24 protein-coding genes and 1 pseudogene are annotated in these 26,949 nt (G+C 71.6%); 7 read left to right on the top strand and 18 right to left on the bottom strand.

What is annotated here, in order from left to right:
- Nucleotides 1-5: 5 nt before the first annotated feature.
- Nucleotides 6-1,700 (top strand): carbohydrate-binding protein, encoded by a 1,695-nt coding sequence (locus tag RAN62_RS24645; RefSeq protein ID WP_305787118.1) that lies wholly within the window; start codon nucleotides 6-8, stop codon nucleotides 1,698-1,700.
- Nucleotides 1,701-1,829: 129 nt separating this feature from the next.
- Entirely contained in the window at nucleotides 1,830-3,284 is a 1,455-nt protein-coding gene (locus tag RAN62_RS24640; RefSeq protein ID WP_305787117.1) for a glycoside hydrolase, read from the top strand.
- Nucleotides 3,285-3,339: 55 nt separating this feature from the next.
- On the opposite strand, the gene RAN62_RS24635 is transcribed toward RAN62_RS24640, so the two are convergent.
- The 4 genes from RAN62_RS24635 to RAN62_RS24620 form a co-directional block, all read right to left on the bottom strand.
- The gene (locus tag RAN62_RS24635) at nucleotides 3,340-4,524 is read right to left on the bottom strand and encodes an SGNH/GDSL hydrolase family protein (protein WP_305787116.1); all 1,185 of its coding nucleotides are present in this window, start codon (nucleotides 4,522-4,524) and stop codon (nucleotides 3,340-3,342) included.
- 158 nt (nucleotides 4,525-4,682) lie between these two features.
- The gene (locus RAN62_RS24630; protein WP_305787115.1) at nucleotides 4,683-5,666 is read right to left on the bottom strand and encodes a hypothetical protein; all 984 of its coding nucleotides are present in this window, start codon (nucleotides 5,664-5,666) and stop codon (nucleotides 4,683-4,685) included.
- Entirely contained in the window at nucleotides 5,659-6,291 is a 633-nt protein-coding gene (locus tag RAN62_RS24625) for a SigE family RNA polymerase sigma factor (protein WP_369077199.1), read from the bottom strand. Before RAN62_RS24625 ends, RAN62_RS24630 begins: the two co-directional genes overlap by 8 nt.
- A gap of 200 nt (nucleotides 6,292-6,491) precedes the next feature.
- On the bottom strand, nucleotides 6,492-7,556 hold the full coding sequence (locus tag RAN62_RS24620; RefSeq protein WP_305787114.1) for an endo alpha-1,4 polygalactosaminidase: 1,065 nt from the start codon (nucleotides 7,554-7,556) through the stop codon (nucleotides 6,492-6,494).
- Nucleotides 7,557-7,812: 256 nt separating this feature from the next.
- On the opposite strand from RAN62_RS24620, the gene RAN62_RS24615 reads away from it, so the two are divergent.
- Nucleotides 7,813-8,889 (top strand): DUF808 domain-containing protein, encoded by a 1,077-nt coding sequence (locus RAN62_RS24615; RefSeq protein WP_305787113.1) that lies wholly within the window; start codon nucleotides 7,813-7,815, stop codon nucleotides 8,887-8,889.
- A gap of 6 nt (nucleotides 8,890-8,895) precedes the next feature.
- Here RAN62_RS24615 and RAN62_RS24610 read toward each other — a convergent pair whose 3' ends face one another.
- Both RAN62_RS24610 and RAN62_RS24605 read right to left on the bottom strand, forming a co-directional pair.
- Entirely contained in the window at nucleotides 8,896-9,273 is a 378-nt protein-coding gene (locus tag RAN62_RS24610) for a DUF6114 domain-containing protein (protein WP_305787112.1), read from the bottom strand.
- Nucleotides 9,274-9,275: 2 nt separating this feature from the next.
- Nucleotides 9,276-9,875 (bottom strand): DUF6230 family protein, encoded by a 600-nt coding sequence (locus RAN62_RS24605; protein ID WP_305787111.1) that lies wholly within the window; start codon nucleotides 9,873-9,875, stop codon nucleotides 9,276-9,278.
- A gap of 384 nt (nucleotides 9,876-10,259) precedes the next feature.
- Between RAN62_RS24605 and RAN62_RS24600 the strand changes: the two genes are divergently transcribed.
- Entirely contained in the window at nucleotides 10,260-10,904 is a 645-nt protein-coding gene (locus RAN62_RS24600) for a Tat pathway signal sequence domain protein (RefSeq protein ID WP_305787110.1), read from the top strand.
- Between the two features lie 238 nt (nucleotides 10,905-11,142).
- Here RAN62_RS24600 and RAN62_RS24595 read toward each other — a convergent pair whose 3' ends face one another.
- A complete protein-coding gene (locus RAN62_RS24595) occupies nucleotides 11,143-12,231 on the bottom strand; it encodes an EamA family transporter (protein WP_305787109.1) in 1,089 nt (362 codons plus the stop codon).
- Nucleotides 12,232-12,310: 79 nt separating this feature from the next.
- Between RAN62_RS24595 and RAN62_RS24590 the strand changes: the two genes are divergently transcribed.
- The gene (locus tag RAN62_RS24590; RefSeq protein ID WP_305787108.1) at nucleotides 12,311-13,933 is read left to right on the top strand and encodes a diguanylate cyclase; all 1,623 of its coding nucleotides are present in this window, start codon (nucleotides 12,311-12,313) and stop codon (nucleotides 13,931-13,933) included.
- An 18-nt stretch (nucleotides 13,934-13,951) separates the two neighbouring features.
- Here the strand turns inward: RAN62_RS24590 and RAN62_RS24585 are convergent, their stop codons facing one another.
- The 3 genes from RAN62_RS24585 to RAN62_RS24575 all read right to left on the bottom strand — a co-directional run bounded on the left by RAN62_RS24585 (nucleotide 13,952) and on the right by RAN62_RS24575 (nucleotide 17,239).
- A complete protein-coding gene (locus RAN62_RS24585) occupies nucleotides 13,952-14,338 on the bottom strand; it encodes a hypothetical protein (RefSeq protein ID WP_305787107.1) in 387 nt (128 codons plus the stop codon).
- Between the two features lie 268 nt (nucleotides 14,339-14,606).
- The gene (locus tag RAN62_RS24580) at nucleotides 14,607-16,256 is read right to left on the bottom strand and encodes a cation:proton antiporter (protein ID WP_305787106.1); all 1,650 of its coding nucleotides are present in this window, start codon (nucleotides 16,254-16,256) and stop codon (nucleotides 14,607-14,609) included.
- Nucleotides 16,257-16,375: 119 nt separating this feature from the next.
- The gene (locus RAN62_RS24575) at nucleotides 16,376-17,239 is read right to left on the bottom strand and encodes a helix-turn-helix transcriptional regulator (RefSeq protein WP_305787105.1); all 864 of its coding nucleotides are present in this window, start codon (nucleotides 17,237-17,239) and stop codon (nucleotides 16,376-16,378) included.
- Nucleotides 17,240-17,349: 110 nt separating this feature from the next.
- Between RAN62_RS24575 and RAN62_RS24570 the strand changes: the two genes are divergently transcribed.
- Entirely contained in the window at nucleotides 17,350-18,225 is an 876-nt protein-coding gene (locus tag RAN62_RS24570; RefSeq protein WP_305787104.1) for an oxidoreductase, read from the top strand.
- Here RAN62_RS24570 and RAN62_RS24565 read toward each other — a convergent pair.
- Nucleotides 18,216-19,025, bottom strand: coding sequence for an enoyl-CoA hydratase/isomerase family protein (locus RAN62_RS24565; RefSeq protein ID WP_305787103.1), 810 nt, complete (start codon nucleotides 19,023-19,025; stop codon nucleotides 18,216-18,218). The genes RAN62_RS24570 and RAN62_RS24565 overlap by 10 nt on opposite strands.
- A gap of 58 nt (nucleotides 19,026-19,083) precedes the next feature.
- Here RAN62_RS24565 and RAN62_RS24560 point away from each other — a divergent pair, with 58 nt between their 5' ends.
- Nucleotides 19,084-19,434 (top strand): MerR family transcriptional regulator, encoded by a 351-nt coding sequence (locus RAN62_RS24560; protein ID WP_305787102.1) that lies wholly within the window; start codon nucleotides 19,084-19,086, stop codon nucleotides 19,432-19,434.
- Nucleotides 19,435-19,512: 78 nt separating this feature from the next.
- Here the strand turns inward: RAN62_RS24560 and RAN62_RS41240 are convergent.
- The 7 genes and pseudogenes from RAN62_RS41240 to RAN62_RS24530 form a co-directional block, all read right to left on the bottom strand.
- Nucleotides 19,513-19,740: pseudogene (locus RAN62_RS41240) on the bottom strand (DUF6086 family protein); the annotation flags it as partial.
- Between the two features lie 175 nt (nucleotides 19,741-19,915).
- Complete coding sequence (locus RAN62_RS24555; protein WP_305787101.1) at nucleotides 19,916-20,452, bottom strand: hypothetical protein; 537 nt, start codon at nucleotides 20,450-20,452, stop codon at nucleotides 19,916-19,918.
- 29 nt (nucleotides 20,453-20,481) lie between these two features.
- Nucleotides 20,482-21,285 carry a S1C family serine protease gene (locus RAN62_RS24550; RefSeq protein ID WP_305787100.1) on the bottom strand — a complete coding sequence of 268 codons (804 nt, stop codon included), beginning with the start codon at nucleotides 21,283-21,285 and terminating at the stop codon, nucleotides 20,482-20,484.
- Between the two features lie 54 nt (nucleotides 21,286-21,339).
- On the bottom strand, nucleotides 21,340-21,981 hold the full coding sequence (locus RAN62_RS24545) for a DNA-binding response regulator (protein ID WP_305787099.1): 642 nt from the start codon (nucleotides 21,979-21,981) through the stop codon (nucleotides 21,340-21,342).
- On the bottom strand, nucleotides 21,978-24,164 hold the full coding sequence (locus tag RAN62_RS24540; protein WP_305787098.1) for a sensor histidine kinase: 2,187 nt from the start codon (nucleotides 24,162-24,164) through the stop codon (nucleotides 21,978-21,980). The genes RAN62_RS24545 and RAN62_RS24540 overlap by 4 nt, the downstream gene beginning before the upstream one ends.
- Before the next feature lie 5 nt (nucleotides 24,165-24,169).
- On the bottom strand, nucleotides 24,170-25,366 hold the full coding sequence (locus tag RAN62_RS24535; RefSeq protein ID WP_305787097.1) for a S8 family peptidase: 1,197 nt from the start codon (nucleotides 25,364-25,366) through the stop codon (nucleotides 24,170-24,172).
- A 116-nt stretch (nucleotides 25,367-25,482) separates the two neighbouring features.
- Nucleotides 25,483-26,922, bottom strand: coding sequence for an ATP-binding protein (locus RAN62_RS24530; protein WP_305787096.1), 1,440 nt, complete (start codon nucleotides 26,920-26,922; stop codon nucleotides 25,483-25,485).
- Between the last annotated feature and the right edge of the window lie 27 nt (nucleotides 26,923-26,949).

Here is a 26,949-nt window from a genome sequence, read left to right as displayed (position 1 = left end):
TCACCGTGCACATCCGAAGAACCGTCGCCGCGGCGGCCGCAACCGTCCTCGCCGTCGTCGCGCTCCCCCAGCCCGCCCAGGCGGCCGGCAACACCCTCACCGTCAATGTCGGCACCGTCGTGCGGCCCGTCACGCACGTCGCCTCCGGCGGCCTGTACGCCACTGACACCGGTTCCAAGCCACCGCTGGCGCAGATGTATCCGCTGCGCCTGAACCACCTGACCCAGCCGCCGCCCGGCACCCAGCAGCTCGGCAACGGGGCGACCACCCCCTGCTGCGACGGCGCGCTCGTGGCCGGAAAGGTGACCAGCGCCGGCGCCCAGCAGTTCTGGCGGCTGCCGGACATCTACCCGAACTTCCCGTACCGATGGGTCAGCTGGGCCGACTGGGAGGCGAAGGTCCGCACGATGGTCCAGGCCCGCCTGGCCGCGACCGGCACCACGAACGTCGACGGCTACGAGCTCTGGAACGAGCCCGACTGGACCTGGAACACGGCAGCGGCCGGCTCGTTCACCGCCGGCTGGACCCGCACCTACCGGCTGATCCGCTCGCTCGACCCGGTCACCCCGATCGTCGGGCCGAGCCACGCCGTCTACAACCGCGGCTGGATGACCGACTTCCTGACCAACGCCCGCAACACGAACACGCTGCCGGACGTCGTCGTGTGGCACGAGCTCGACAACGACAGCTATCTCAACGTCCAGGCCCACGTGGCCGATTACCGGGCCCTCGAGTCGTCGCTGGGCATCTCGCCCCGGCCGATCTCCATCAACGAGTACGCCTCCCCGAGCCAGGTGGACATCCCCAGCGTCGCCGTGCACTACATGGCGGTCTTCGAGCGCCACGGCATCCGCGACGCCGAGCGCGCCTACTGGTACGAGGCCGGAACACTCAACGGCCTGCTGCACAACAACGCGCCGACGTCGTCCTACTGGACCTACAAGTGGTACGGCGACATGGCCGGGAACATCGTGCAAACGATTCCAGGATCGTGGCTCGAGGGCGTGGCCGCCTACGATCCGACCCGGAAGTTCGTCAACGTGGTCCTCGGCGGCGACAGCGGGAACAACACCGTGCGCGTCAACGGGCTCGGGGCGCTCGGCTCGCAGGTGCGCGTGACCCTGTCCCGCAGCGGCATCACCGGGCGCACCACGAACCAGAGCGCCCCGATCGCCGTGTCGTCGGCGACCTACACCGTTTCCGGCGGCAGCATCAGCGTGCCGGTCAACGACATGCACGCCTGGGATTCCTACCAGCTGCTGATCACTCCCGCCTCCGGGGCGGCGACCTGGCAGCAACGGTACGAGGCCGAGAACGCCACGGTCGTCAACGCCGGCCGCTTCTCGTCGTCGTCGGCATCCAACGGCGGCTACGCCGGCCAGATCGACGGGTCGGCGAACGCGCGCAACGCCTCGTTCGTGGACTTCCTCGTCAACGTGCCGCAGTCCCGCGCGTACACGATGAACATCCGCTACGCCAACGCCACCGGGGCGAACGCCACTCAGGGGCTCGCCTGCAACGGCGGCGCCTTCAGCACGGTGACCTATCCGCCAACCGGCGCGTGGGGCTCCTTCGGCGCCTCGGTCAACGCGACGGTCACCCTCAACGCCGGCTGGAACATGATCCGGCTCGCGAAGGGCGCCCCGAACTACGGCGGCGGCACGGGCTACGCCGAGCTGGACGCCATCACTCTCTCGTAAGTCCCCGCCGGGTTCCGGTTCCGGCCGGAGCCCGGCGTCATTAATCGACATTTGTCAATGGATTGACAGTGCTCGGCGCGACAGCGGAGACTGCCGGAACACGCTGGAAACGTTCCCAGGAGGTGCTCGATGGTCACCCGCAGAGCCGTGATCGGAGCGGCAGCCGCGGCCGCCGGCACCACCCTCGCCGGGGGCACCGCGGCCTTCGCGGACGCCACTGTCACCCTCACCCCGGCCAACGATTTCGGGGCCTGGGAGGGGTGGGGCACGTCGCTCGCGTGGTGGGCCAACGTCTTCGGCAACCGGGACGACTTCGCCGACCTGTTCTTCACCACGAAAACGGTGACCTACAACGGCACCGCGCTGCCCGGGCTCGGGCTGACCATCGCGCGCTACAACCTGGGCGCCTGCAGCTGGAACACCGTCGCCGGCAGCAGCATGGTGGCGTCGCCCAACATCCCGGCGTTCAAACAGATCGAGGGTTTCTGGCAGGACTGGAACAACACTGACACCGGTTCCAGCGCCTGGAACTGGAACGCCGACGCCAACCAGCGCGCCGCCCTCGTCAAGGCCACCCAGCGCGGGGCGATCAGCGAGCTCTTCGCCAATTCCCCGATGTGGTGGATGTGCCTCAACCACAACCCGTCCGGGGCAGCCGGCGGCGGCAACAACCTCCAGTCCTGGAACTACGCGCAGCACGGCTATCACCTCGCCGCTGTCGCGCGGCGCGCCCGGGACAACTGGGGCGTGACGTTCCGGACGGTCGACCCCTTCAACGAGCCGTCCTCGGCGTGGTGGACCGACACCGGCACGCAGGAGGGCTGCCACATCGACGCGAGCATCCAGCGCACGGTGCTGGCGAACACGCGCAGCGCCCTGGACGCGCAGGGCCTCACCGGCATCGGGCTGTCCGCCTCCGACGAGACCAGTTACGACCTGGCCCGGACCACGTTCGCCAGCTTCGACGCGACGACCCGCGCTCTCGTACGGCAGGTCAACGTGCACGGCTATCAGGGCAGCGGCGGCCGGCGCGACCTGCTCTTCACCGACGTCCGCGCCGCCGGCAAGGTGCTCTGGAACTCGGAGACCGGCGACAGCGACGGCACGGGACTCACCATGGCCAAGAACCTCTGCCTCGACTGGACGTGGCTGCACCCCACCGCGTGGGTCTACTGGCAGGTGATGGACCCGTCGTCCGGGTGGGGCACGATCAAATACGACCCCGCATCGCGTACGCCCGGAGCAGTCGAAGTGAAATATCACGTCCTCGCGCATTTCACTCGGCACATCCGCCCGGGCATGCGCGTCATCGGCACGCCTGACGGCAACACCGCCGCCGCCTATGACGCCGCCGGGAAACGGCTGATCATCGTGGCCGTCAACACCGGCGCCGCGCAGACGCTGACTTTCGACCTGTCCGCCTTTTCCACGGTCGCCGGGGGCGTGACCCGATGGACCACCGTGCCCGCGGGCAGCGACCGCTACACCCGCCGCACCGACGTGTCCCTCACCGGCAAAACAGTGCGGCTCGCCTTCCCCGCCGCCTCGGTGCAGACCCTCGAAGTCGCCGGCGTGACCCCGTGATCCGCGGACCCGGGTGGGGCTGCGGGCCAAGGCGGTGCCGCGCGACAGCGGCGCGTCACACGTTGAGGAGGTCGCCGGGTCCGGTCCAGTACTCCACGACGCGCGGTTCGCCGTCGACCGTCACGACGCGGCGGCGCAGCGTCTGCCACTGCCGGGAACCGTCGGGTTGGTCGCGCAGCACCCACGTCCGGCACTCGGTGCGATGCTTGACCTCGCCGTCGACGACCACCTTCTGGGCCAGGCAGCGGCGCGTCTCGGTCATCAGGTACGGGTTCGGCCCCGACTCGATCGGCAACGGAAACGTGCGGGCCAGCGCCTGGTACCAGTTCCACGCCATTTTCTCGTACCCGAACTGATCGGGGTGGCGCAGATCGTGCAGATCGATCCCCGTCACGCTCGACTGGTCGACGACGAACATCCGGCTGTCCTGCCGCCGCGCCACGAGCGCCGGAATGAGCGCGTTGTAGACCTGCGCCGTTTCCGCCTCCTCGGGCACGCGCGACAGGATGATCTGAGCCACGAAGACGTACGCCTCCGGCCGCGCCGCCCGCACCTGATCGAGCAGCACATCGAGCTTGGCCAGAATGGTCGCCGCGTCCTCGCCCCGGGTCACATTGTTCGTGCCGGCGTGCAGCAGAATCACATCGGGCTCGTACTCGTCGAGCCAACCGTCGACCTTCTCCCCCAGCTCCTCGATCGCCGCCCCGCCGTGCCCCTCGTGATCCCGGTCGGCGCTCATTCCGTTGCGCTGCGATCCGACGAAATCCATCCGCAATCCGGCGCCGGACAAATGCATGGCCAGATCGTCGCGATACGACCCGAGCCCCGGCGTTCCCGTGCCCCGGGTGATGGAATCCCCGAGTGGCATGATCCGCAGCGTCTCCCCCGGCGCCTGATCCCCGGGCGCCGCACCGGCCGCCGCACCCGGCACCGCGCCGGACCGGGCATCAGGCGCCGCGACAAGCCCAGGAACGGGTGCCGCGACGGCCGCCGAGCAGTCCAGCATCGCCGCCCCCAGCACCGCGGCAACGACCGGCCGCACGGTCACCCGCCGCGCCACGCCGGGCCACCCCGTCGCCGGCCGCGCCATGACAGCCGCACTGCGGATCGGACCGACGACGTTGCGCCCGGGCGCGGGCCGGGCCGTGTCCGAACTTACGGCTTCGCGGCGCCCATGCCCCGGCTCCGTGACCGCCCATCGGGCCTTGCTCCGGCGCGCGTTCCCCAGCCCCCACGTCACCGCCCGATTCTGCGGTGCCGGCGGCCGCCCTCGCACCACCGTCGGCCCTCCGGCCACCCGATCGAGGACAGCGCCCGCCCCCCGGCGGCCAGGACGGCGCCCGCGTCCGGTGATCAGAACCGGTCACCCTCCCCCGAAGATCCGGCCGCAACAGTTCCCTACTCGGGATCCGACCGATTCAGGATGTGTACGCCCGCCGCGAACCGCACCAGCTCGTCGTCGCTCAGCTCCAGCCCGGCGCCGGCCGTCACCTCGAGCGTCGCGTCCCAGTCGGTGACGTCCACGGCCAGCAGCGCTCCGCCGCCGTCGTGGCTGAGCACCGCGCGACGCCCGCCGACCTTCTCGTTGATCCCGCTCAGCTCCCGCCGCTTGCGCAGCACGACCTCGATCCGCTCCGAGTCGGGCGCGGTGGCCGACGGCCGGAAGGTCATCCTCGACGCGGTGATCGTGTCCGTCACGAACCCGGCCGGGCTCAGATCCAGCTCGAACGGCGGCAGCACGGCCACCGACGCTGCGGTCAGCGAGTCGGCGAGCCCCACGACCTGCTGCGCCGTGTAGGTATCGTCGGTCGCTAGCTGGATCCACCGCCCCGGCGCCTCTTGCCAGGTCACCGTCAGTTGCCGGGCCGGCTCCACATCGACGGTACGCAACGTGCCCGCACGCCCCCGCACCTGCACCGCCGTCTCCGTGGCCACCGTCGTGAAGACGGGCTCCCGGCTCGAGACGGTGACCGTGGTGTCCGCGTGCCGTAGCTGCTCGGTGGCCTCGAAGAACGCCCGCAGCGAACCGCTCTCCACCGACGCGACCGGCGCCCGCATCCCCTCAGTCGCCGGCAGCGTGTACGGGAACACCGGAGCCGAGTAGCCCTCCACCAGCCGCACCGCCCGCCCGGAAGCCGTTGGCGCCACCGTGGCGGTCGAGGTGGCCGGAGGCGCGGACTCCCCCGATCGCCCCACCACCACGGCCACCGCCGGAACTCCCACCACGATCGCCGCCGCCACCGCCGACGCCCCGGCCGCTGTCCGCCGCCGCCGGTAGCGGTCCGACCGCCGATGCACCGTGCTCAGTAACCGGTCGTCCGCGGGCGCCCGCCCCGCCGCCTCGTGCATCGTCTCGGCGAGCAGCCGGTCGAGCTCATCCATCGCCCCGCACCTCCTGATCGGTGAGCAGGCCGCGCATCCGGGCCAGCGCCCGGGACGCCTGGGAGCGGACGGTGGACTCGCCGCAGCCCAGCAGCGCCGCGATCTCGTCGTCCGGCAGGTCGCAGTAGAAGCGGAGCACGAGCACGGCCCGCTGGCTCCGGGGCAGCCCGGCCATCAGGCGCCACATCTGGTCCCGGGCGAGCACCCGCTGCTGGGGCTCGGTCCCGGCCGGCTCGGGCACCTCGGCGACGATCGCCTCGCCCGCCGACCGCCGCCGGCGCCAGGAGAGGAACTGCCGCACGATCGCCGTCCGCACGTAGGCCTCGGGATGTTGCATCGCGGTGATCTTGTCCCACCGCCGGTGCATCCGGGCCAGGACCTCCTGCACCAGGTCCTCGCTGAGGTGTGCGTCGCCCGACAGCACGTACGCGAACCGCAGCAACGCCCAGCCCCGGCTCTGCACGAAGTCGTCGAAGGCCGCGTATTCCCCGTCCCCCGCCGCCCCCGCGACCGCCAGCTCGCGGGCGTCCGCCCCGGCCCCGCCCGGATGCGCGACGTGGCTCGCCCCGAACGCGCCCGGCGATGCACCCGGCGACTCGCCCGCTCCCGGCCGGCCCACCCTCATCGCCGCTCGCAGGACAGCGCCGACGCCCCGCCCGCCATCCGTCGCCTCCGGCTGCCGACGCACCGGCACCAGCCACGACCGGAAGCGAGGCGACGCGGGCCAGAACCCCCGGACACCCGAGGGGTGCGCGAGCCGGAGCACCCCGGCGCCCGGAGCGGGCACCCGAGTCCTCGTCGGCACGGCGGCATGGGGCTGGGGACTCAGCAACTCTTGAAGACGTAGGAGCCCGAGCCCGGACCGGTCACGTCGACATCGCGCAGCACGATCGAGAGCCTACTGGCCCACGCGGCGCAGGCCTTGGCGAAACCGGCCTCGCTGTACTCCACCACCAGGACGTGGTCACCGTAGGTCGCTGTGTAGTTGTCGCACTCGTCCCAATCGGCACACTCCTCGGCGACGGCGAAGTCGAACCCGGCCTGCCGGGCGTCGGCGGTGCTGAGCTCGGCAGCGTTCTTCTGAGCCACGGCGAGGCCCTTGCCGTGCGCATGGGCGCTCAGCGACGCGGCGTAGGCCACCGCCTGCGACTCGGTCAGAAGCTTATTCGAACGGGTGTACGAATCCAAATTGTCGATCTCCAGGCCGCGGAAGCCCTTGGTCGCGCACTGGTCGATCCACTCACCGACAACCGAGGTCAGCGCGGTCCGCTTGGTAGCGGTCGAGTAGTCGAGGAGGGCCTCATTCCAGTCCTTGTCGATGACGACCTTGCCGTTCTTGTCGCGCAGCAGCAGGTCGGGGTGATTGGCCTGCCACCAGGACAGCGCCTCGGCCTGCGCCTGGAAGCCGTTGACGTAACACACGTTGTAGAGCCCGGCGGCCGGCGCGGCGTCGTGGTCGCGGCTGACGACGGTGACGCCGGCGGGCGGCGCATACGGCTTGCCGATCTGATAGTCGAAGCCCGCGTTGCCGGGCGGCGGCGCCCACGTCGCCGAACCACTCGGGCTTGGGCCGGCACTCGGACTCGTCGCCGGGGCGCTGGTCGCGGGCGCGGTGGTCGCCGCCGGCCGGGTCGCCGTCGCGGTCCGGGTCGCCGTCGCGGTCCGGGTCGCCGACGGGGACGGGACAGCGGTGGTCGCCGTGCGGGCCGGGGTCGCGCTCGGCGTCCGTACGGGAGCCTGGGAAGCCGACGGCGAAGGCCGATGCTTGCCGCCCGACCAGGGCCGGATGCCGGCGTCGGCGGTACCGATGCCGACCCCGGCGGCGACGACGGCCGCGACCGCCACCGCCGTCACGGTCAGGATGCGCTTGCGATTCCGGGGCAACGCCATGCGATGACTCCTCGAGCTGGGGGGAACTCCTCCCCCTCAACGCGCTGGGCCGGCCCGCCCGCTGCCGGAAGATCAGGATTTCTTTGCGTGACGTCGCGGTCACCCGGCATCGCCCCCGACCAGCGGGCCCATCGCTGCGCGGTCGCGCCGACAGCCGACAGCCGGCAGCGAGGCTGTCTGTTACAGCAAAGTTCCAGGCAGCGTTCAGGAACAGCCGCGAGAATAGGGCAGCCGTCTCGACTCTGGAAGGATCTCCTTGGCCGGTGGACTCGTAGCCCTGCTGGATGACGTCGCCGTGCTGGCGCGCGCCGCCTCGGCCTCGCTCGACGACGTGGGGGTCGCCGCCGCGAAGGCCGGCGCCAAGGCCGCGGGAGTCGTGATCGACGACGCCGCCGTGACCCCGCAATATGTGCGCGGGCTGGCCGCCGAGCGCGAGCTGCCGATCATCAAGCGCATCGCGCTGGGTTCGCTGCGCAACAAGTTCCTGATCATCCTGCCCGCGGTGCTGCTGCTGAGCCAGTTCGTGCCGTGGCTGCTCACGCCGATCCTCATGCTCGGCGGCGCCTTCCTCTGCTACGAGGGCGCGGAGAAGGTCTGGGCCAAGATCGCCCACCACGACGCGCACGGCGCCGACGAGGGCGCCAAGGACGAGAAGAGCCTGATCTCCGGGGCGGTGCGCACCGACCTGATCCTGTCGGGCGAGATCATGGTCATCACGCTCAACGAGGTGATCGACGAGCCCTTCTGGTCCCGCTTGGCGATCCTGGCGGTCGTCGCGCTGGTCATGACCATTCTTGTGTACGGAGCCGTCGCGCTCATCGTGAAGATGGACGACGCGGGGCTGCGCCTGTCGCAGCTGCCCGGGGCGATCGCCTCGTTCGGGCGCGGCCTGGTCAAGGCGATGCCCGTGGTCCTCAGCGTCCTGACGGTGGTGGGCACCGCCGCGATGCTCTGGGTCGGCGGGCACATTCTGCTGGTCGGCACGGACGAGCTGGGCCTGCACTTCCTCTACGAGAATGTGCACCACCTGGAGGAGGCGGCCCACGACGCCACGGGTCCCCTCGGCGGCCTGGTCGGCTGGCTCGTCAACACGATCGCCAGCGCCATCCTCGGCCTGATCGTCGGCGCGCTCGTCGTGGTGGTGATGACATTCACGCTCCACCGCCGCAAGGCCGGCCACGCGGCCGGGGACGGTCACGCCGCCGAGCGGACCGGCCCCGGAAAGCCGGCGCTCGACCCCGGGAGGCCGGCGCTCGACCCCGGGAGGCCGGCGCTCGACCCCGGGAAGCCGGGCCCCGGCGCCGGCGCGGAAGCCGGCACCGAGACGCGCTGACGGTGATCAGGCGCTGCTGTTCTCACGGGGGCGGCGGGCGGTGGGCGACCAGGCAAAGGCGAGCGAGCTCCCGATCAGGCCGAGGAGCAGGCCGACGACGAAGCCGCCCAGGTTCGAGGTGAGCCAGGAGGCCAGCGACAGGCCCGCGGCCACGAGCGAGTAGAAGAGCCGCTGCTCCGGATTGACGAGCAGGAGCACGCCGCAGAGCAGGAGCAGCAGCGGGACGAGGTAGCCGGCCAGGCCCTGCATGCCGACGTGCACGACGACCGGCAGCGGGGCCTTGACGGTGACCAGGATCTCCGCGCCCGCCAGGGTGACGAGCAGGCCGCCGGAGAACGGGCGGGCGCGCCGCCATCGGGTGAAGGAGGACGTCCGCCCGCTCATGGTCAGCAGCCGTCGCCGGTGAAGGTCATGCGCAGGTGCGGCAGCGTGAACTTGGCCGCCGTGGTGGCGTAGTTGTTCTGCCGCAGGTTGTCGATGTCGACGGTGTCCGCCTGCTGGCCGAAGACGCCCTCACCGCCCTTGACCTTGCCGCCGTTGCGGCGGTCGTTGACCTTGTCGAAGGTGCTGGCATCCTGGCCGATGTCGATGTTCTTGAAATCGGTGTCGCCCGCGATCAGATCGGAGTCGACGACCAGGCTGTCGGCGCTCACGGGCGTGGCACCGTCGCCGGCGGTGATCTTCAGGAACATGCCGCCGAGGGACACGCTCTGGCACAGCTTGGTCAGTTTCGCCTTGTCGATCGCCGAGACGATGACGACGACCTGGCCGCCGGTGTCGCCGGCGTTCGGGCTGTCCTCGATCATGGTGTCCAGCGCGGCGAACTGCTCGAATCCGTCGCCGTGCAGATGCGTGGCGGTGACGGTGAACGGCATGCCGGAGATCGAGAAGTTCGCGGCCAGCACGCCCTGGGCGGTCAGGGCCACGAGACCGGCGGTCAGCGCCGTGGTCAGGGCGAACATTCCGCCGAAGCGCTTCCAGCGCACCCCGCTCCGCGCGGGTGAAGACTCCGGCGCGGACGAGGACTCCGGCGCGGGCGGAGAATCCGGCGCGGGTGCGGACTGCGGCGGGGGTGGTGATTCGTCAAGGGACATCGGTCGCTCCTGAGTCGACATGAGTGGCGGATGTGGCATAGCCGGGCGTCAATGTCGGTGCGGCGAAGTTACCGCTCGGTAGGAAGCGGGTCAAGAGGCGTGACCCCAGGATTGCAAGTCCTGAGGTGTTACATATTTCTTGCCTTGACGTTACGACCGGAGAAGGTCTATAAACCGACGAGTCGAGCGTCGGCGTCGGTATCGAGCGCTAATTCCGTCCACTTCCCCGCAGGGAGAGTCATGCGCGCGTACCGAAGCATTGTTGTGATCTCTGTCGTGACCGCGGCCGCTTTCGCCGGCAGTCCCGCGTGGGCCGCCGACGAGCCCGCCGCGGCGTCCACCGTTCTGACCGTCGAGGCCCCGGGCGGCACCGCCGTCGCCGTGGGTGACGTGCTGACCGCCTCGGTCGCCGCCGGGACGACCGCCGACTTCGCCACCGCGGCCGGCGGCAGCACGGGCATCAAGTGCAGCCAGTCCGCCTTCACCGCGACCGTCACCGACAACCCGGAGGCGCCGGGCGTCGCGTCGGAGTCGGTCACCGCGCACACGTTCGCCGCGTGCACCTCGAACATCCTCGGCGTCACCCGCGTGAACAGCGTGACGGTCAACAACACCCCGTTCGCCACCACGGTGGAAAGCGGTTCCGGCACGGTGACCGTCTCCGGCACGGACGCGGCCCCGGTGCAGACCACGCTGAGCCTGGGCACGATCCTCGGCTCGGTCACCTGCGTCTACCGCGCCGTCGGCAACGCCATCACCGGCGTCTCCGCCAACGCCGACAACTCGATCTCGTTCGCCGACCAGGCCTTCACGAAGTTCTCCGGCCCGGTCACGTGCCCGGGCAGCGGCTTCTTCACCGCCCGCTACGCGCCGGTCCTGGACAGCACGGCGACCGGCTCACCGGCCGTCTTCACCAACTGACACCGTTTCCGGTACGGCTCGCCGGGCCCCCCGCAACGCGCCCGGCGAGCCGCGCCACGAGCCCAGCCGCTCCACCGATCGGTGGAGTCGCTCCACTGACTCACGCAGAAACCGATTCCACCGCCCGCCCGGGAGATCGGTCGATCCGCGAGAGCCTGACCGAGACCCGGCGCTCGGTGAACGAATTGCGCCCCGAGCCGCTGAAGACCGGCCGCCTGGCCGATGCGGTCACCGCGGCCTACTCAGGCCGCAGCAGCTGCTCGCCACCATCCGGGACGCGATCGCTGTGCGGGGCACCGCCGCGGCGGAGCTCGTCGAGGCGGACCAGGGCGATGCCGGCCAGGACGAACACGCCGCCCACGGCCTGCAGGAGCGTCGGCAGTTCGCCGAGCAGCAGCCACGCGAAGAGGACCGCGAACAGCACCTCGGTCAGGCCCGCGAAGGAGGCCAGCGCCGCGCCGAGGGCTCGCGCGGCGCCGATGCCCGAGACGTACGAGACCGCGCCCGCCAGCACGGCCAGCCCGGCCACCGGGACGAGCCAGCTGACCTGCTGACCGGCGAAGGACACCGGGCCGGTCGAGGCGTGCAGGGGCAGGATGCCGACCGCGCCGAGCAGCACCAGGATCAGGGCGCCGGAAGCCATGCCGCCGCAGGCCAGGGTCACCGCGGGCAGCTCCGGGCCGACGTGCGAGGACACCACGAAGTACGTCGCCAGGCCGACCGCCGCGACCAGGCCCCACGCCACGCCGGCCGGGTCGAGGTCCGCTCCCCCGGCGAGGTCGAGCACGAGGACCAGGCCCGCCGCCGCGGCCGCCGATCCGGCGAGGGTGAGCCGGCGGGGGCGGTCGCCGTGGCGCACCCACATCCACAGCACGACGAGGATGATGCCCGAGTACTCCAGCAGCAGCGCCACGCCGACCGGCAGGTAGCGCACGGCGTTGAAGTAGGCGACCTGCGCGCCGGCCACCGCCAGCAGGCCGAACAGCCCGATCGCCGCGAGCGTGCCGCGCCTGCTTCTCGTGCCGGCGGCGGCCGGCTCGTGCTTCTCCGGATCGCTGGCAGCACGGTCGTGCTTTTCCCCGTCGTTCGTCGCACGGTCGTGCTTTTTCGTGTCGCGCGCGGCGCTCGCCCGGGGCCGGCGGGCGCGCAGGGCGAGCAGGGCGGGCACGGCGAGGAGGACCGCGGCGATGCCGACCCGGACGGTCACGGCGGCCTCCGCCGACCATCCCGCGTCGATCAGCGACCGGGCGAACGACCCGGACGTCCCGAACGTCGCCGCCGACACCAACGCCAGGGCCAGGCCCGGGCCGACCTGACCGTCGCGCACGGATCACACCCTACAAAACCTCAGACCAGGCCGCCGTACGCCGATGGGGGCGGCCTGACCGGGGCGAGGGGAGGTAGCCGTGAGCGAGGCCGTCGGCACGTTGCTCCTGCGCGCTGAGGACCGCCGGTTGGCCGGCGACTACCGTGGCGGCTGCGCCATCGCGGAGGAGGCCGCCACCCTCGCCGGCGCGACCGGGGACAGCGCGGGACAGGCCGCGGCCCTCCGGTCGTACGCGAATCAGTTGCTCCGCCTCGGCCGCCAGGAGGACGCCATCGCGGCGTGCCGGGAGGCGGTCGCCATTCTCGAGTTCCGCGGCGACGAGTATGCGATCTGTGAGGTGCTGACCGTCCTGGCCATGTCCCTCAACGACCTCGGCATGCACCAGGAGGCCCTGGAGGCACTGGCCCGGGGGCGGGACATCGCGCAGCGGCTCGGCGAGAACGGACTGCTTTTCTGGGTGCACAACCGCACCGGCGTCGTCCACGGGAGCATGGGCGACCACGAGCTGAGCACCCACTATCTGATGCGGGCGCTGACGATGGCCGAGGGCATGGACGCCGAGGCCCGTTTCTGCATTCTCAACAATGTCGGTGACAACGGCGTGTACGAGGTGCAGCGTCTGCGTTCGCTCGGGGAATTCGCGGCGGCCGACCGTACGCTGGCGAAGGCTCTTGATTGTGTGATCGAGGCCCTGTCGCTGGCGCGGGCCGCCGACCACCCGTTCCGGCAGTCGATCAGCCTGGACAATCTGGGCATGCTGAGGGCGCTCTCCGGCGACCTCGATGCCGCCGCCGAACTCATCGAGCAGTCGCGGCAGATCGCGGTGACGGGCGGCTACCGATCGCTCGAGCTGGCCGCCTTGCGCCATTTGGCCCGTGTACGCCTGATGCGGGGCCAGTCCGCCGACGCCATCGTGGGCCTGACCGAGGCGTTGCGATGCGCGCTCGACGCGGGCGAGAAGCCGATGGCCATGGAGATTCATCACGAGCTTTCTCTGGCGTACGAGGAGACGGGCGACTTCGGCGCCGCGCTCGCGCATTACCGGTCCTTCCACGAGCTGGAACGGGAGGCCCACAACGACACGGCGGCCGCGCGGGCCCGGATGGCCGTGCACCATTTCGAGCTCGATAATGCGCGGCTCGAGGCGGAGAACGCCCGGCTGGAAGCGGAACTCGAACGTACTCGCAACGCCGAATTGGCCGCCGACAATGTGCTCTGGCAGCGCCAGGCCGCCGAGGACGCCCTGACCGGCTTGCCCAACCGCCGCTCGGTCGACCAGCGCCTGCCCGAACTCGCCGCCGCCGGCCACCCCTTCTGCGTCGCCGTCGCCGACGTCGACCACTTCAAGAAGGTCAACGACGAACACGGCCACCTGATCGGCGACGAGGTCCTGCGCCGCATGGCCGCGGTCCTGCAGGAGAATCTGCGCGATACCGACCTGGTGGCCCGCTTCGGCGGCGAGGAATTCCTGATCGCCTTCAACGCGGTGGACGTGGCCACGGCCCGCATGCAATGCGAGCTGCTCCGGGCGCAGATCGCCGGCTACCCCTGGGACAACGTGCAGCCCGGCCTGAACGTGACCATCAGCCTGGGGCTGGCGGAGATCCGGCCGGGCACCAGCGTGGCGGAGGGCCTGGCCCGAGCCGACGAACGCCTCTACGCCGCCAAACGCGCCGGCCGCAACCAGGTCTGCTGCGGCTGAATCCGCCGGGCGGGCGGCTCAGAGCGCGGCGTAGCGGCGGCGTATGGCGGCGCCCTTGTAGGCGCCCGGGACCACGCAGACCGGACAGCCGCACGGCCGCCTGCCGTGAGCGCCCGGGACGTAGCGCCAGCCGGTGCCCTGCGGAATGTCCCGAACCCGGCGGACCTCGGCGACGGCGACCGCGCGGGGCACGAAAACTTCGTGACCGCGCGGGTCGTCGAGGGCCGCGATCCGGCCGGCTGCTGCGGCGGCGGTGACCAGCTCGGGCGCGGCGCCGTAGTGGCCGACGGTCACCGGCTCGTCGTCGGGCAGCCGCAGATGCACGGCGACCAGCACGCCCGGCTTCCAGCGCCGCAGCTCACGCGTCCACTGATGGGTGAGCGTGAACGACGGCAACACCGGCATGCAGTAGACCCCGCGCGCGCCGGCCCGCCCGTGGCTGCGCGCGGCGATGCCCTAGCGCTCGATGCCCCGAGCCGCCCGCGCCGTGGTCAAGTGCACGAAAGTCGCCATCGATGCGGCACGCTACCGAGTCCCGGCCCGAAGCACCGCCTATTTACGGCCCGCGACCACGGCCGCGACGCCGCCCCGCCCGCGGCCATGGAAGGCGGCCGCAACGAGAATCGTTTGACGCCGACCTGCGTGAGCTGAGTGGCGGCATGAGAACGGCCGGCTACACGAGCTTCCCGCGGAGTTCCAGGTCGATCTGGGACGCGTCGAGGTTGGCGAGGGCGTTGCTTAGCACCTCCGCGTCGAAGGTGCCGTGGTCACGGGCGTCGAGGAGAGCCTCCCGCTGCGCGGCCAGCACGGCGAGGCGGTGCTCCTTGGCGGCGAGGAAGTCGTTCTCCGGCGGGGCGGGCACGGACTCGACGCTCGTACGCATGAGGGTGAAGAGCCTGTCCCGCTCCTCGGTCCGGTGGGCGTCGAGCGCCGCCTGGTCCGCCGGCGGCGCGATGCGGCGCAGCAGCGGGCCGATCGTGCCGCCCTGGACGAGCAGGGACAGGGCGGCGACCGCGAAGGCGACGAGGACGAGCACCGGCCGTTGCGGGGTGTCCTCGGGCAGGGTCTGGGCGGCGGCCACGGTCACCGCGCCGCGCATGCCGGCCCACACCACGGCGATGCCCTCGCGTGGGCCGAGGGGCTGGCGGAGGAAATAGTCGATGTTCGCGAGGCCGGTGATGACGCGCTGGGAGAACATGTCGAGGTCGCGCTCGGAGGGCTCGCGCCGGCGCCGGGCGTTGACTTCCTTGAACGCTTCCTGCTTGCCCTCGGAGGTGCCCAGTTTGTCGTGCATGTCCTGGAGCATCGACCGCATGCCGGCCCCGTGCCGGGCGCGGCGGGCGAGGGCGGCGAGCAGCAGGGTCACGTACGCGGCCCGCACCAGCACCGTCAGCACGAGCGCGCCGGCCGCCACGAGCACGGCGGTGCCCACCCCGGCGTGGTCCTGCTCGACGTCGGCGATGATCCCCTTGATCTGCAGGCCCATCGTGAGGAAGACCGCGCCTTCGAGGACCAGTTCGGCCGTACGCCAGTTCTGGGTGTCCGACAGCCGGTTCTGCGGGGAGAGCTCCCGGGGCGCGCGGATGCCGGTCACGAGTCCCGCGACGACCGCGGCGACCAGGCCGGAGCCGCCGAGCAGGGTCGCGGGCACGGACGCCAGGAACGGCACCGCGAACGAGATGACAGTGTTCACAGCGGGGTCGGTGACCCGCCGGCGCACCACGAGGTTGAGGCGCCCGACGAGCCCGCCGACGACGAGGGCGACGACGACCGACCACGCGAACGTGCCGGCCGCCGCCCAGAACGAGAACGTCGCGGCCGTGGCGACGATCGCCGTGCGGAGCAGGACGAGCGCGGTCGCGTCGTTGAGGAGGCTCTCGCCGTCGAGCATCGCCACGACGCGCTGGGAGACCGACGTCTGCTTGACGATGGAGGTCGCCACGGCGTCAGTCGGGCTGACGATCGCGCCGAGGGCGACGCCGTACGCGAAGCCGAGCCCCGGGATCGCGTACATGAAGAAGAGCCCGAGCGCGAGCGCGCTGCCCACGACGAGCAGCACCGAGAGGCCGCTGATGGCGCCGAACTCGCGGCGGAAGTTCATCGCCGGCATCGACACCGCCGACGAGTAGAGCAGCGGCGGCAGCACGCCCTCGAGAATCCACTCGGGCTCGATGTGCGCGGCCGCGAACACCGGCAGGAAGCTCGCCCCGACGCCGATCGCGACCAGGACGAGCGGCGCCGCGATGCCCAGGCGCGGCCCGGCCACGGTCGCCGCGGCGATCACCACGAGGCCGGTGACGATGACGACGAGCAGTTCGGTCACGCGTCCAGCCTGGCAGCGGCCGGGCCCGCGTGCAGGCGGTTCACCTGCGATGTGCCCTGGCTACACCCGGGCCAGGCGCGATCGTCCCCGCCGGCGCACGGTGACGCCGGCAAGGTCCGTCACCTTTCCGTCGCTTTCCGCGTGGCGTGCATCGTGGCGAGCAGGCGCAGCCGGTCCGCGTCGGGAGTGCCGGGCGCGGCGGTGTAGACCAGCATGACCGGGCCGGGGTTGCCGGGCAACGGATAGGTGTCCCAATCGAGCCCGATGTCACCGATGCCGGGAACGCGGAACGTCTTGGCGCCCCGGACCGATTCGCGGACGTCGTGCCGGGCCCACAAACGGCGGAACTCGGCGCTGCGAATGCTCAGCTCGCCCACGATCGCGGTGGCGCGCGGATGGGCCGGGTCGGTGGCGACGGCGGCGCGCATCATGCCGATGTACTCGAGGGCCTGCCGCTCCCAGTCGGTGCAGCTGCGCTGGTTGGTCAGCGTGTCGTCGAAGAGCAGCAGCAACATGTTGAGCCGGTCGGGCGTCACCAGGCCCGGATCGCCGAGCAGCGCCTCGGCCATCGGGTTCCAGTCGAGCAGGTCGAGGTGCCGCCCGAGGACGACCGCCGGGGTGTCCATGAGCCGCAGCAGCCGGCGGGTGCTCTCGGGAACCGATTCCGGAGTACGTCCGGCCGGGGCGGGCACCGGCCGCCGGGCCGCCTGGGCGAGGGCGAACAGGTGCCGGCGCTCCTCGTCGTCGAGCCCGAGCGCCCCGGCCAGCGCGTCGAGCACGTCGTCGGAGGGGCGCACCTCCCGGCCCTGTTCCATCCGCTGGTAGTAGTCGGTGCTCAGGCCGGCCAGCAGCGCCAGCTCCTCGCGCCGCAGCCCGGTGACTTTGCGTCTGCCACCGGGTTCCAGGCCGACGTCAGCGGGCTGCAACCGATTCCGGCGAGCGCGCAGAAAGTCGCCGAGCTCCCGGGCGTACGGATGGGTCATGGTCCCAGTGTGCCGCCCGGCCGGACCCGCAGGGTAGGTCCCGCAGGACCAGGGAACCTGGCCGCGATGCCCCTAACGTCGGCGTTTCCCACCGATTCCAGGAGTAGTCAATGACCGATCTTGCCGGCCGCACGGCCGTCGTCACCGGCGCGAACTCGGGCCTCGGCCTGGTCACCGCCACCGAGCTGGCCCGGCGTGGCGCCCACGTGGTGCTGGCCGTCCGTAACGTTCCCGCGGGCGAGGAGGTGGCCCGCCGGATCGGCGGCGAGGTGCGCGAGCTGGACCTCGCCTCGCTCGCCTCGGTGCGGTCCTTCGCCGCGAAGCTGGTCGCCGACCATCCGGCCATCGACCTGCTGGTCAACAACGCCGGCCTGGTCGTGCTCGGCCCGCGCCGCACCACCGCCGACGGCTTCGAGCTGCACCTGGGCACCAACATGCTGGGGCCCTTCGCGCTGACCGGCCTGCTGCTCGACGCGCTGACGGCCGCCCCGGCGGCCCGGGTCGTCAGCCTCAGCTCGATCACGCACAAGGGCGCCCACCTCGACTTCGACGACCTGATGAGTACGCACGACTATCGCGCCGCGGCGGCGTACGGCCGGTCGAAGCTCGCCACGACCCTCTTCGGCCTCGAGCTGGACCGCCGCCTGCGCGCCGCCGGGTCGCCGGTGATCAGCACGCTCGCCCACCCCGGCCTGACCCGCACCAACCTGACGCCGCGGGCCTGGGAGCACCTCGGCCCGCTCGGCAAGCCCGTCGCCTGGCTCGGCCTGCTCGCCACGCAATCGGTCGAGCAGGGCGCGAAGCCCCAGATCAAAGCCGCGACCGATCCCGGCGTACGCGGGGGGCAGTTCTTCGGCCCGGCCGGGCTCGGCGAAACCCGGGGGCGCGTCACCAAGGCCCGGCTGAGCAAGGAGGCCGCCGATCCGGCCGTCGCCGCCCGGCTCTGGGCCGCCTCCGAGAAGCTGACCGGCGTCCGTTACCTCTGATGCACCTCATTGAGGATCGTTTCCAGCCGGCGCTCACCTTCGCGGGTCTGCACCCCCGCGCCGAGCAGTTTCGTCGCCAGGGCGGCCACGTCCGGGAAGTTGAGCCGGGTCACCAGGCTGCTCTCGACGGCGAGATCCCGGGCGTCGACGGCGGTCTTGACGATGCCGATGATCGCGGGACCCAGGGCGGCGATGCGGCGGGACAGCGTGGTGACGAAGTCGTCGAGCTCGGCGGCGGGCAGCGCGCGGTTGATCAGCCCGTAGCGCTCGGCCAGCTCGGCGCCCACGAGCTCGCCCCCGAGGATCAGCTCCAGGGCCCGGGCGCGGCCGATCAGCTCGGGCATGAGCTTCGTCCCGCCGCCGCCCGGGTAGATGCCCATCAGCGTCTCCGGCTGCGCCTGCCCCGCCGGCCCGATCGCCGCGAAACGCATGTCCAGCGCCATGAGGAACTCGTTGCCGCCGCCCCGGGCGAAGCCGGCCAGCTTGCCGATGGTGACCTGCGGCAGCGTACGGATAAGTTCGTTGACGGTCTGGACGGGGTTGGTGCCGCCGACCAATTCGCCGTCCGCCGTCAGCAGGCCCGGATCGGTGAGGAAACCCATGTCGCCGTGGGCGATGAAGAACTCGGGATCGGCGCTCTGGAAGACGATCACCCGCACGGTGTCGTCGTCCTTCACCTGCGCCACGAAGCTCAGGAGGTCGGGAATGAGCTTGCCGTCGAGCAGGTTGAGCGGCGGGTGGTCGATGGTCACGGTCGCGACGCCCTGCTCGACGTCGACGTGCAGTGTCTCGTAGGTCATGGAAGTACGCTAGATTCTGACATCCATGTGAGATTCAAGGCTTTGTGACGGGGGCGACATGCGGATCGGCGACCTGGCGGCGCGGACAGGAGTGAGCGTGCGTTCGCTGCGGTACTACGAGGAGCAGGGGCTGCTGGCAAGCACCCGCAGCCCCGGCGGCCACCGGCACTATGCCGAGGAGGGTGTGGACCGGGTGGCGTACCTGCAGCGTCTCTATGCCGCGGGCCTGTCCAGCCAGAAGATCCTCGAAGTCCTCCCGTGCCTCGAGTCCCCGAGCGGCGCCACCTCCGACGCCGCCTTCGCCCACCTGGTCGAGGAGCGCGACAAGCTGGTGGCCCACATCGCCGGGCTCACGCGCACGCTCGACAGCCTCAACGAGCTGATCGACCTCAACCGCGCCGCCCGCTGACGCTCCCGCTTCGCCGGTTGACGGGCGCTTTCGGCGCGTCGCCCTTTCGTCCTCCCGCTGTGGCCTCAGCATCGCCTTGAGAATCGGGTGAGTCGCGGCGAGATACTGCGTCACCAATTCGTCGACGAATGCGGTGAAGGCGGCGGGATCGACCGCGTACTCGTCGATGTGCAGGTCCACCACCCCGCACGGGCGGCCGGCGGTCGGCACCAGCGCCTCGGTCATCCGGAAGAACAGCTGGGCCACCCGGGTCGCCGGGTTCCACAGTGTCTGCCCGGTCGTCGCATCATCGAAGTACTGACTCATCGCGCCATGGTCGCAGTGTCCTTCCGGCCGGCGTCAGCGCGCTGCCGACGGTGACGGCCGAGACGGCCAGCAGGGCGGTCGCGTCCGCGGCGGCGACCACGACCGCGCCGCTGGGCGGGCCGGTGTCCGGGCCGGTGATCCGTACTGGTCTCGGGGGTATGGTGCCATTCCGCGATCAGGAGTCGACCTTGATCTCGGCCTTGTCGCAGGCGGTGCGGGCGCCGCGCAGGGCCCGGTCGACGCCTCCCCCGTCGCCGTTGGACGCGGCGTCGAAGGCGTCCTGGATGCGGCGCATGCACGGGACGAGGACGTCGCGCTGGCCCTTGGTCTCGGCGAGGTCGGCCTTGGTGGCGCCGAGCTGGGTGGTGAGGTCGCCGGCCTTCTTCTCGGCGTCGGCGAGCTTCTGCTGCGTACTGGAAACGATTCCTTTTTGTTCCTCGACCTGGGCGGTCAGGTCGGCGCGGGTGTCGCGGAGGTTGCCCTTGGTGTCGTTCAGATTGCCGTGCTCGTTGAGGTAGAGGCCGAGCATCAGGCCGCCGAAGACGAGCAGCAGGGCGGCCGCGATGCCCAGGACCAGGGTGGCCGGGCGGCGGCGCTCGGGCGGCGCCGGGAAGGGAGTGGCCGACACCGGCGGATAGGGCGGCGGCGCCGGGAGCGGCGCGGTGGGCTGGGCCGGGGGCGACGGGAACTGCTCCTGCGGCGGGTAGGTCACGGCTCTTCCTTTCCACGGACGAGAGGTGTTCAGCAGACGTCGAAGACCTTGCAGGCGGTCTGGATCGGGACGGCGAGGCCGATGCCCTCCGCGTCCTCCGCCTTGGCGTCGGCGATGCCGACGACTTCCTTGCGGGTGTTGACGACCGGGCCGCCGGAGTTGCCCGGGTTGACCGGCGCGTCGATCTGGATCATCGTGCCGGGGCCGCCGACCCGGGCCCGGACCGCGCTGACCACGCCGGTCGTGATGGTGTCGGTCAGGCCGAGCGGGGCGCCGACCACGAGGATCTGCTCGCCGGAGGCCGGGGCCCGGGCGGCGGCGGTGATCCCGGTGACCTGGCCGGGGATCGTCAGCAGGGCGAGGTCGTGCCGCGGGCTCACGTCGGCGATCGTGGCCGTGTAGCCCTTGGCGTCGCGTTCGAGCCGCACGGTCTTGCGCCCGGTGGTCCAGACGCTCTCGATGACGTGATAGGCGGTGAGGACCCGGGTCCGGCCGCCCGCGGGCTTGCCGACGGCGAAGGCGCTGCCGGTGAAGTCGCCCGCGATGACCTGGAAGACGCTGGGCAGGGCGGAGGCGGCGACCGCCTGCGGGTCGAAGGCCTGCCGGCTGCGCTCGTCCAGGGCGCCCAGCCCGGTCTCGAGGGTCTTGATCCGCTTGTCGAGGGCGGTCGCCCGCTGCCCGGCCGCCGCGTCGGCGAGCTCGAGCGCCTGCCGGTCGGCGGTCGCCTGCCGCCGGAGCTGGTCGATCCGGTCGTCCTGCCGGTGCAGCGTCACCACCAGCACGATCAGCGCGGCGACGGCCACGAGCAGCCGTAACGCTTTGAAGAGAGCCACGTACGGAAAGTATCGAGCGGCGGCGCCGGCCGGTGGTGGTCGAACGACCCCCATCTACAAGTCGTCGGTCGTCAGCAGTCCATCCTGGAGGGCCCGGGCGACGAGGGCGGCCTTGGTCGGTGCTTCCCGGCCCACGTTCGCGTACTTCACGCGTACCCGTTCCAGACAGGAATTCACCCGATGCACCGTGAGGTGCAGGCGGCGCGCGACCATCTCCTTGCTCTCGCTGTGGAACCATTCCAGCAGCACCTCGGTCTCGCGCGGCGACAGCCGGGGCCGGTGCGGGCGGTCGTCGGTGCCGAAGGCCCCGGAGAGCGCGGGCGGGGTGTAAGGCGTCCCCGCCGCGGCGGCGGCGATCGCCGCGACCAGGTGGTCCTCCCCCTCGGCCTTGGTCAGATAGGTGCACGCCCCGATGTCCAGGCAGGTCAGCACGGTGTCGCGGTCGGCCCGCATGCTGTAGACGATGACCTGCCGGCCCGCGTCGACCAGCCTTTTGAGATCCCCGTACGCGGGACCCGTCACGTCCAGCTGCAGGTCGAGCACCACGACGTCGGCCGTGGCCCCCGGCGCCAGCCACGCGGCCGACACGTCCGGCCCCCACGCCACCACCTCGATCGGCGGATCGGCCAGGGCACACCACGCACGGACGCCCGCCTGCACGACCGGATGATCGTCCACCACGACAACGGTGATCATGCCGCCCCCTGCCAGACCGCCTGGATCCACCAGCGGTCGCCGTCGAGCACGGTCGAGCGCCGCACTCCGTCGCCGTCGGGCAGGTCCGGCGGGGCTGAGCACCGCGCGACGACGCTGACCGTGACCGCGTCCGGCGTGCCGGCGACCGTGAGCCGCACCTTGCCGCGGGCGGTGGCCAGCGCGGCGATGGCCGGCTCGGTCAGGCGGCGGCGGGCCGGGGGCGGGAGTTCGGGGCGGGCGCCGTACTCGGCGAAGGACACCGGCACCCCGTTGCGCTCGGCCAGCTCGATGCAGGCACGCAGCTCCCGCGCCAGCGGATCGGTGACCGTCGCGTCCTCCCCGAGCAGCCGGCGCATCCGGGCCGCCTCGGCCGCGCAGCGGGCCCGCACCCGCGGATCGGCCGGGTCCAGCTCCCCGGCGGCGAGACCTCCCAGCAACGGTACGGTCGCCGGCGCGAGCTCCGCCCACCGGCGCTCCCGGTCCCGGTGCAGCTGCCGGCCGACCTCCTCGGCGGTCCGCACCCGCTCCGCCTCCCGCAGCACCCGGCCCGACGACACGGCCAGGCCCCGCAGCACAGCGGCGACCATCGCGATGCCGAGCTGGAAGAACAGCACCGCCCACGTCGCGTTGACCACGCCCGCCACGCTCAGCGCCGCCTGCCCGTCCACGGCGGCCTGGGCGAACGTCAGCAGGTACTGGCCGGCGAGGACGGCGGCGAGGATCACCACGGGACTGTCGAGCAGAATGAGCACGATCGGCCAGCCGGCGTCGCCCTCCGACCAGTGCGCCGGGCCGAGCCGGAACTCGGGGCGCACGGTGGCGGTGGCGACGCTGGAACAAACCGCAACCGCTACTACCAAGGGCCAGCGCGGCATTCTCCGGGCCCACGCGGCGATCAGGGTGACGGCGACCAGTCCGCCCCAGACGGCATATTGCGCCGGAAGCGACGTGTACGCCTCCGGAGCCGCCAGCAGGTGTGGCAGGTCGAGCAGCACCAGCACGGCCAGCACGGTGACGACCACCGCCCAGTGCAGCCCCCGCTGGAAACTGGCGGCGATGACGCCCTCGTCACCGCGCACCTCCGGGACGGCGAGCCGGGCGATCAGCGTGACGGTGGTGCCGTTTCCGGGGCTGCTCACCACGTGCGCCTCGCCGCCCCGGCGGGTCATGCGGTCCTGGATCGAGCGGGTGACTCCGTACCGGCGGGGTGGGGTCTGTGCGGGGTCGAAGCCCCGGCCCTCGTCGCAGATCTCCACGGTCACGGTCGCGCCGTCGCGGCGTACCGAGATGTCGGCGTGACCGACCCCCGCGTGCCGCACGACATTGGTCAGGGCCTCACGCGTGCCGCGGCTGAGCGCGACCGCGTCGACGGCCGGAAGCAGCAGCTCGTCCGGCGCGTGCCACGAGATCCGCAGCGGCGTGTGCGTGGCGATGTCGCGCAGGAGTGCGATCAGGTCGAGTTCGCCGTCGGCGTCGGGGCGGCCGATCTCGCGCAGGTCCCGGCGCGCCTGCTCGGCGAGCCACGGCTCGCGCTTGGTCAGGACGCCGTTGCCGATCATCAGCAGCGTCACGGACGCGGTGTCGTGCAGGGCGGCGAGATACTCGCGCTCGTCGGCGCGGCGGGCGGCGGCGATGGCCGCGGTCCGGCGCAACTGCGCACCGCGGGAAACGATTCCATCGGCTGTCAGCGCGCTGCGGCGCACAAAGCGGTAGAGCGCCCACGACAGCCCCGCCTCCGCCGCCGTCCAGGCTTCGACGGTCTCGTTGACCAGCCAGCCGCCCGGGTCGGCGAGGATCGTGCCGGCGTAGTGCGCGCCGACGACCACCGTGACGGCGGCGATGAAACCGATTCCCGGAAGCAGCCACGGATACGTTACGAGGGTGATCGCCACGGCGATGAGCACCCAGGTGCCGCCGCCGCGCGGGTCCGACTCGACGGTCCAGGGCTGGGTGAGGCCGACGGCGACCATGACCGCCACGTCGGCGGGCGCCCACCGGCCGGTGCCCTTCCAGGCGTAGAGCAGGTTCCAGCCGGTGAGCGCCAGAGCGACCGGCGGCGCCGCCCCGAAGAGCACCGCCGCCGTGCTGGACAGTCCGACGACGATCAGGCGCAGCCCGAGGGCGTACTTGCGGCCCTGCCGGAGGAGGCTCTCCTCGACCGCGCCCGATCGACGTTCGTCCACATGGGTCAGCCTACGAACAGCAGCCGGTTGGGGGAACCGGTTCCCGGGTTGGTCACCTTGTTCGCCGTCGCCCGGTTCACCAGGTTGTCCCGGACCTGAGCCGGCGTGTAGGACGGGTTGGCCGACAGCACCAGCGCCGCCGCCCCCGCCACGTGCGGTGAGGCCATCGACGTGCCGCTGATCGTGTTGGTCGCGGTGTTGCTGCTGTACCAGTCGGATGTGATGGACGAGCCCGGCGCGAAGATGTCCAGGCAGGTGCCGTAGTTCGAGTACGACGCCCGGGCGTCGGTGCTGGTCGTCGCGCCGACCGTGATCGCCGAGGCGACCCGGGCGGGCGAGGAGTTGCACGCGTTCGCGGTCGAGTTGCCGGCCGCCAGGGCGTACGTGACCCCGGAGCTGATCGAGTTCGCGACCGCGTTGTCCAGGGCGGTGCTGGCCCCGCCGCCGAGGCTCATGTTGGCGACGGCGGGCTTCACGGCGTTCGTGGTCACCCAGTTGACGCCCGCGATGACCCCGGCGTTGGTGCCCGACCCGGAGCAGTTCAGCACCCGCACCCCGACGAGCTTGACCTGCTTCGCGACCCCGTACGTGGTCCCGCCGACCGTGCCCGCCACGTGCGTCCCGTGCCCGTTGCAGTCCACGCCGCCGGTCCCGACCGCGTCGTAGCCGAAGCGGGCCCGGCCGCCGAAGTCGTTGTGCGTGTACTTAATGCCGGTGTCGATGATGTACGCCGTCACGTTGGACGCCGTCTGCGTGTAGGTGTAGGTGGTGCTCAGCGGCAGGTTCGCCTGGTCGATCCGGTCCAGCCCCCAGGTCGCCCCGGACTGGGTCACGCTGAGCGAGACGGTCTGGTTCTGTTCCACGTACGCGACGGAGGGGTCGGCCGCGAGGCGCTTGGCCGCCGACTCGCTCAGCTTCGCCTCGAAGCCGTTGAGCACCGAGCCGAAGGTCCGCGCGACGCTGCCGTCGTACTTCGCGGCGAGCTTGTCCTGGCCGGCTGCCTTACCGGCACCGGCGGCCTTGGTCACCGCGGTGTCCTTGAGGACGACGATGTAGCTTCCGGGAACGGCCGACGCGGTCCCGGCCAGCAGGATCTGACCGGTGGGAGCGGCAATCGCGGGGGTCGAGGTGAGGGCGGCGGCGGTGGCCGCGGCGAGGCCGGCGGCCAGGGCCGCACCGAGGCGGGGTCGTCGAATCGCCATGGGGATCCTCTCGTCCGTCGGACGCCCGGTGAGCGCCCGTTCCGCCGAGACTAGGCCCCTGACATGCACGTTTGTCTATACCGAAAAAGCCATACCGTATCCACAACCCGCAACGATCACCCCGGCCAGACCCCCACGAGATCGTCCGGCCCCCAGACCGCGTCCACCGCGCCAGGCGGCAGGTCCGCGCCCGACCGCGACACCACGACGAGCCCGGTGCCGGCAGGGTCGAACCCCGGAACCTGCCGGGCCCCCTCCCGCAGCCGCTGCAGATCATGCGCGTCGAAGGGCGTCCCGAGCCACTTGAGCGAGCCGCAGAAGAGGATGCGCGTCGCCACGGGCGCCCGGTCGGCGCCGACGAGATTGATCTCGGGATTGAACTGCCTGTTCCACCAGCCGCCGACGACCTGCGTCTCCGGCCACGGCAGGCTGCCGGCTATCGCGGCCTCCTCGAGCGAGGCGCGAACCAGAGGCTCGACCGCTCGACCGCGCCAACTGATCCACCTGTTCCGGAACAGCGAGAAACCGGCGTCGGGCCGCCCGCGCCGCGTCAGGTTGTGCACGTCTCGCAGGATGGCGAGGTAGAGCCGCAGGTTGCTGTCGGCGACGCGGTACAGGGCCGGCTTGCCGCTGCTGATCGACAGCGGCTGGTCGGAGGCCAGCACCTGCTTATCGTCGGTGAGCTGCCGCAACAGCGGGGACAGGGTGCCCGAGCTGACCTGGCCGTCCCGGCCGCCGGCCGCACTGGCGATCGTGGTGAACGCCCGGGCATCGCCGCCGACCGCTTCGACGACGCGCCGGGCGACGTCCGGGTTTGGGAACTCGGACGCCAGGGACTGCTCCGGCACCACGAACAAGGGCGACGAGGGGTCAGCGCACTCGTCGCGCACGTGTGTCTCCGCCGGAGTGCCGGTGGGCCAGCGCAACAAGACGCCCGGCAGCCCGCCGGTGATGAGGTGGGCGTCGACGGCATCGGAGCCGGTGAGGCCGGTCGCCGCGGCGCTCTCGGCGAGATTCAGCGGGCCGAGGACGAGAGTGTCGGCCCGGCCGTAGAAGGGCCGATCGTAGGCGGTGAGGCGCTGCATCATGTGCAGGTCGCTGCCGAGCAGGAGCAGCAGAACCGGCCGGTGTGACAACAGCCGGTCCCAGACGACCTGCAGGTGCCCGTCGAACGTGTCGTCCTGCTCGGTCAGCCACGGCACCTCGTCGAGCACGACGACGCTGGGCCGGTCCGGCAGCACACCGGCGAGAAGGCGCAGCATGTCGCCCCACCCCCCGGCCGGCGGGACGGCCGGCAGCAAGGCGCGGTCGTTCGGCAGGTCCGACTCTGTCAACGCGGCGAGGAACTGGGTCGTCGATTCGCTGATCGAGGCGCCCTTGACGGCAGTGAAATACAGGTAGGGCAGGCCGGAACGGTCGCACAGCTCCTGCACCAGACGAGACTTGCCGACCTGACGTCGACCGCGGAGGGCCACAGCGAGACCCGAGCCGGTTCTCGTCACATGATCGATTCGCTTGGTCAGCAACGACAGCTCGGACCGGCGGCCGATGAACACGGGTCCTCCGTTAGGTAGATTGCATCT

Origin of the sequence: Symbioplanes lichenis, assembly GCF_030709675.1 — a bacterium.
Classification (GTDB): domain Bacteria; phylum Actinomycetota; class Actinomycetes; order Mycobacteriales; family Micromonosporaceae; genus Actinoplanes; species Actinoplanes lichenis.
Note: the sequence above shows the minus strand (reverse complement) of the source record. Positions and strands in the feature narration are given on the sequence as shown.

Excerpts from the sequence above, each read along its gene's own strand:
- RAN62_RS24640 (WP_305787117.1), top strand. The coding sequence starts at position 1,830 with ATGGTCACCCGCAGAGCCGTGATCGGAGCGGCAGCCGCGGCCGCCGGC.
- RAN62_RS24630 (WP_305787115.1), bottom strand. The coding sequence starts at position 5,666 with ATGGATGAGCTCGACCGGCTGCTCGCCGAGACGATGCACGAGGCGGCG.
- RAN62_RS24625 (WP_369077199.1), bottom strand. The coding sequence starts at position 6,291 with ATGAGGGTGGGCCGGCCGGGAGCGGGCGAGTCGCCGGGTGCATCGCCG.
- RAN62_RS24620 (WP_305787114.1), bottom strand. The coding sequence starts at position 7,556 with ATGGCGTTGCCCCGGAATCGCAAGCGCATCCTGACCGTGACGGCGGTG.
- RAN62_RS24610 (WP_305787112.1), bottom strand. The coding sequence starts at position 9,273 with ATGAGCGGGCGGACGTCCTCCTTCACCCGATGGCGGCGCGCCCGCCCG.
- RAN62_RS24585 (WP_305787107.1), bottom strand. The coding sequence starts at position 14,338 with ATGCCGGTGTTGCCGTCGTTCACGCTCACCCATCAGTGGACGCGTGAG.
- RAN62_RS24575 (WP_305787105.1), bottom strand. The coding sequence starts at position 17,239 with ATGACCCATCCGTACGCCCGGGAGCTCGGCGACTTTCTGCGCGCTCGC.
- RAN62_RS24570 (WP_305787104.1), top strand. The coding sequence starts at position 17,350 with ATGACCGATCTTGCCGGCCGCACGGCCGTCGTCACCGGCGCGAACTCG.
- RAN62_RS24565 (WP_305787103.1), bottom strand. The coding sequence starts at position 19,025 with ATGACCTACGAGACACTGCACGTCGACGTCGAGCAGGGCGTCGCGACC.
- RAN62_RS24560 (WP_305787102.1), top strand. The coding sequence starts at position 19,084 with ATGCGGATCGGCGACCTGGCGGCGCGGACAGGAGTGAGCGTGCGTTCG.
- RAN62_RS24545 (WP_305787099.1), bottom strand. The coding sequence starts at position 21,981 with ATGATCACCGTTGTCGTGGTGGACGATCATCCGGTCGTGCAGGCGGGC.
- RAN62_RS24535 (WP_305787097.1), bottom strand. The coding sequence starts at position 25,366 with ATGGCGATTCGACGACCCCGCCTCGGTGCGGCCCTGGCCGCCGGCCTC.